The sequence below is a fragment of the Erythrobacter sp. genome (assembly GCF_023653175.1).
GTDB lineage: Bacteria > Pseudomonadota > Alphaproteobacteria > Sphingomonadales > Sphingomonadaceae > Erythrobacter.
The window spans coordinates 1-3,669 of record NZ_JAMNXL010000256.1 but is presented as its reverse complement, the minus strand read 5'-3'; the positions used below and the strand labels follow the sequence as shown (position 1 = coordinate 3,669).

Annotated in this window: 4 protein-coding genes and 1 pseudogene; 3 read left to right on the top strand and 2 right to left on the bottom strand. The window is 69.4% G+C overall.

What is annotated here, in order from left to right; genetic code table 11:
• The 3 genes from NBV68_RS18410 to NBV68_RS18400 form a co-directional block, all read left to right on the top strand.
• On the top strand, window positions 1-969 hold a 969-nt coding region (locus NBV68_RS18410), incomplete at its 5' end, for a serine hydrolase (protein ID WP_296312781.1).
• A 148-nt stretch (window positions 970-1,117) separates the two neighbouring features.
• Entirely contained in the window at window positions 1,118-1,657 is a 540-nt protein-coding gene (locus tag NBV68_RS18405; RefSeq protein ID WP_296312779.1) for a hypothetical protein, read from the top strand.
• A 204-nt stretch (window positions 1,658-1,861) separates the two neighbouring features.
• Window positions 1,862-2,740, top strand: a complete 879-nt coding sequence (locus NBV68_RS18400) for a hypothetical protein (RefSeq protein WP_296312777.1) — start codon at window positions 1,862-1,864, stop codon at window positions 2,738-2,740.
• On the opposite strand, the gene NBV68_RS18395 is transcribed toward NBV68_RS18400, so the two are convergent.
• Both NBV68_RS18395 and NBV68_RS18390 read right to left on the bottom strand, forming a co-directional pair.
• Complete coding sequence (locus tag NBV68_RS18395) at window positions 2,737-3,381, bottom strand: trimeric intracellular cation channel family protein (RefSeq protein WP_296312775.1); 645 nt, start codon at window positions 3,379-3,381, stop codon at window positions 2,737-2,739. The genes NBV68_RS18400 and NBV68_RS18395 overlap by 4 nt on opposite strands.
• A pseudogene (locus tag NBV68_RS18390) lies at window positions 3,378-3,669 on the bottom strand (hypothetical protein); the annotation flags it as partial. The pseudogene NBV68_RS18390 and the gene NBV68_RS18395, both read right to left, overlap by 4 nt.

The following is a 3,669-nucleotide window of genomic DNA, read 5'->3' as shown; positions in this document are numbered from 1 at the left end:
GTCGCCGATCCGCCGGCCACGGCGGCCGGCTCCCGGGTTGTGGCGGCGCCAAGTGAGGCCGCGCTTGATCCGGTGATGCGCAAGGCTCTGGGCAGCGACTATGGCGCGGGCAGCCGCACCACCGCGCTGCTTGTCCTGCGCGATGGAGAGGCAATCGGCGAAGCCTACCAATCCGGGCTCGACCCCGCCACGCCGCAACGCACATGGTCGGTGGCCAAGAGCATCGCCGCGACGCTGGTGGGGGTGGCGGTGCACAAGCAGCAGGTCGACGTCAACGCGCCGGGCGTGCACGATGCATGGCTGGTCGACGCGCGCAACGCCATCACCATCGATCATCTGCTGCGCATGGCATCGGGCCGATACAGCGATACGCCGGGCAACCGCACCGATCCGCTCTATTGGGGTGGTTCGACCGTGGAGGAAAGCGCCGCCATCTGGCCCTTGATTCACCAGCCGGGCACCGTGTTCCGCTATGCCAACAACGACACGCTGATGGCGGTCAAGGCGGTGAGCGACCGGGTTGAGGACTTCGCGCCCGAGGCGTTTTTCAAGGCCGTCGGCATGGACCATACCGTCGCAGAGACCGACTGGATGAGTGACTACATTCTCTCCTCGCAGGTCTGGACCACCGCACGCGATCTGGCCAAGTTCGGCCAGCTCTATCTGAACAACGGCAAGCTCCCTTCGGGCGAGCGCATCCTGCCCGAGGACTGGGTGAGATATGTCACCACCCCCAGCGGCCCGCAGCCCACCAGCGGCACCTTCGGCTACGGCGCGGGATTCTGGCTGCTGAACAAGGAGGAGGGCGTGCCCTCCGACACCTTCGCCGCGATCGGCAATCGCGGGCAATATGTGGTGATCGTCCCCTCGCGCCAGGTGGTGATCGTGCGTCGCGGGGAGGATCCGGCGGGGAGCGGCTTCAATATCGCCGCCTTCACCCGCGATGTGCTGGCCGCTCTGCCCGAATAGTCGGTAGCGGCCATCCGTTCAGCAAAAGAGGTATCAAAATTAACAAAACCTGTCATCCCGATTCAGCCAAGCCTCACGCCGAATCGCGCAAAAGGTCCTCAACACCTGCGGCAATCCCGCCAGTCGGTGCAAAACGAGGAATGCTCCGATGACCACCAAGACCAACCGGCTGGCCTCCGGCAACATGGCCCGGTTCGCGCTCGGTGCGGTCGCTGCGACCGCGCTGACCGCTGCCACCGTCACCCCCGCCATGGCGGACGACCGCCGCGACCGCGACGGTATCAGCGCGGGCGAGATCATCGCCGGTGCGGTGGTGATCGGCGGGATCGCCGCGCTTGCAGGTGCCTTCGATGGTGACCGCGGCCGTGACCGCTACGACTACCGCGACGGCTATCGCGGCGACCGCTTCGATCGCGGCGGACGCTACGGCGTCAACCCGCGCACGGCGGTCGACCGCTGCGTGCGCGCCGCCGAAAACCAGGCGCGGCGCTTCGGCGGCTACCGCTATGCCGACGTGATCGACGTGCGCGATATCGACCGCACTCGCGACGGCTATCGCGTCAAGGGCCGGATCGATGTCGGCGGCGGCTGGGACCGGCGCGGCAGCGACCGCGGCAGCTTCACCTGCCGGGTTGACGGCCGGGGCGCGCCCTTCGTCGACTTCAACGGGATCCGCCGCCTGCGCTGACCTTGGCTGAATCCCCTCGCGCGCGGCGTTCCTGCCTTTTCGCCGCGCGCATCCTCCCCGCCCCGTCATCCTCCACTGGATGGCGGGGCGGCTCGTGTGAGGCATGGCGATGGTTCAGCCCAGCGCAAGATTGGCACGGCTAGTCCTGCCTGCCATCCGGGCGTTGGTGGGCGACCGGCCGCTTGAACAGGAGGAGAGAGCATCATGGCTCCGAGATTGCGCGTGGCTGCCGTGGCCGCCGCGCTGGCTGGCACCACCATTCTTGCCGCCCCCGCCGCGGCTGCGCCACTGGCGCAAGGCACCGCGACATCCACCTATTTTGCGCCTTCGCATTACGACCCCGCTGCCGAGACTGCGCAGTGGGGTTGCCGCTGGAATTGCGGCTGGGGCAGGGGCTGGGGCCGCCGTGGCTGGCGTCGCAACCGGGTCGATGCGGGCGACGTGCTGATCGGCGCCGCCATTATCGGCGGTGCACTCGCCATCGCCAATTCCGAGCGCCGCCGCCAGCGTGAGCGCGATGTGGTGGTGATCGAGCGTGATCCGGGTGTGCCTGACCGCGACGCCGACTGGGACCGCCGCGACCAGCGCCGTGATGACCGCCGGACAGGCTCGGCGGGCCTCGACAGCGCCGTCGACATGTGTCTCGACCGGATCGAGCGCGACGTCCGGGTCGACACGGTCGACGATGCCCGCCGTACGCCAAGCGGCTGGGAGGTGTCCGGTTCGATTTTCAACGGCGCGCAGTTCCGCTGCCGGATCGGCAATGACGGCCGGATCGACACGATCGACTACGACGGCACCTTCGGTGCGGGCGATTGGCGAGATCCGCAGGCCTCTGCCGAACAGCCTGCCGCCGGACAGTGGGGCGCAGAGGCCTATGCCGCCGCACGCGCCGGGCTTGGCGGGACGGTCCGTCCCGACATGGCGGTGCAGGAGGCCGAGATGCGCGGCGGCGTGGCGGTTGCCCCGACCCGACCCGCCACAGCGCCCCCTGCTGCCGCCACCGCTCTGCCCGCCTATCCCGGCGGGCCGATCCCCGGTGAGATCATCCCCGAGACGATGGAAGAGGCGACTGGGGGCTAACCCCCGCTGCGCTCTCCCCCATAGCTCGGCAGGCCCCATTCCCAGCGGATCGCCGCGCTCCGCAGCGCAAAGCCGCAGGCGAAGGCAAAGCCCCAGGCGATCTCGCCCGGCAGGCCGATCGGGGCTATGGCGAGCATCCCGGCAACGCTCAGCACCGCGGTCAGCGCGGCAGGGGTGACGTAGAGCTCGGGGCTCATGATGATCGAGGGGCGGCCTGCGACGACGTCGCGGATGATCCCGCCGACGCAGCCGGTGATGACCCCCATGAGCGCGGCCGGCACCGGGGGAATGCCGTAGGCGAGAGCCTTGGCGCTGCCGAGCACGGCATAGGCGGCAAGTCCCGCGCCGTCGGCATAGGCAAAGCCCTTGCCCTCCCACCAGCGCACCGGCGTGAACCACGCGATCAAAGCGGTGCCGAGGCACACGGCTGCGACCCACGGATCGTCGATCCAGAACACCGGCGCGCGGATCAGGAGGTCGCGCACCGTCCCGCCACCCACGCCCGTGACCAGGGCGAAGAAGGCCATGGTGACGAAGGTCTGCCCCAGCCGCGCCGCCAGCACCGCGCCCGACAGCGCGAAGAGCGCGATGCCGGCAAGGTCGAGCAGGTCGAGGATCGGGGTGAGGACGGTCGGGGTCATGGGGAGGCGCGCGGCCGCGCCCGGCGGCGGCGGAACATCAGCACGCAGCCGATCAGCGCCCCCGTCAGCGACAGCGCGGCGAAGATGATGAGCACCGGGTGGCTCGTGTCCTCGCGCTCGGAGAGGTCCATGATGTGGAGGCCCCAGGCAAGGTCGAAGGCGCGCCACCAGCGGGTGCGCACCGCCTCGATCTCGCCGGTGTCGCGTCCGACATAGACATTGGTGCCGTCCGCCAGCTGGACTTGCCACACGGTGAGCGGGCGACGGAAATCGAAGGGCGTTCGGTCG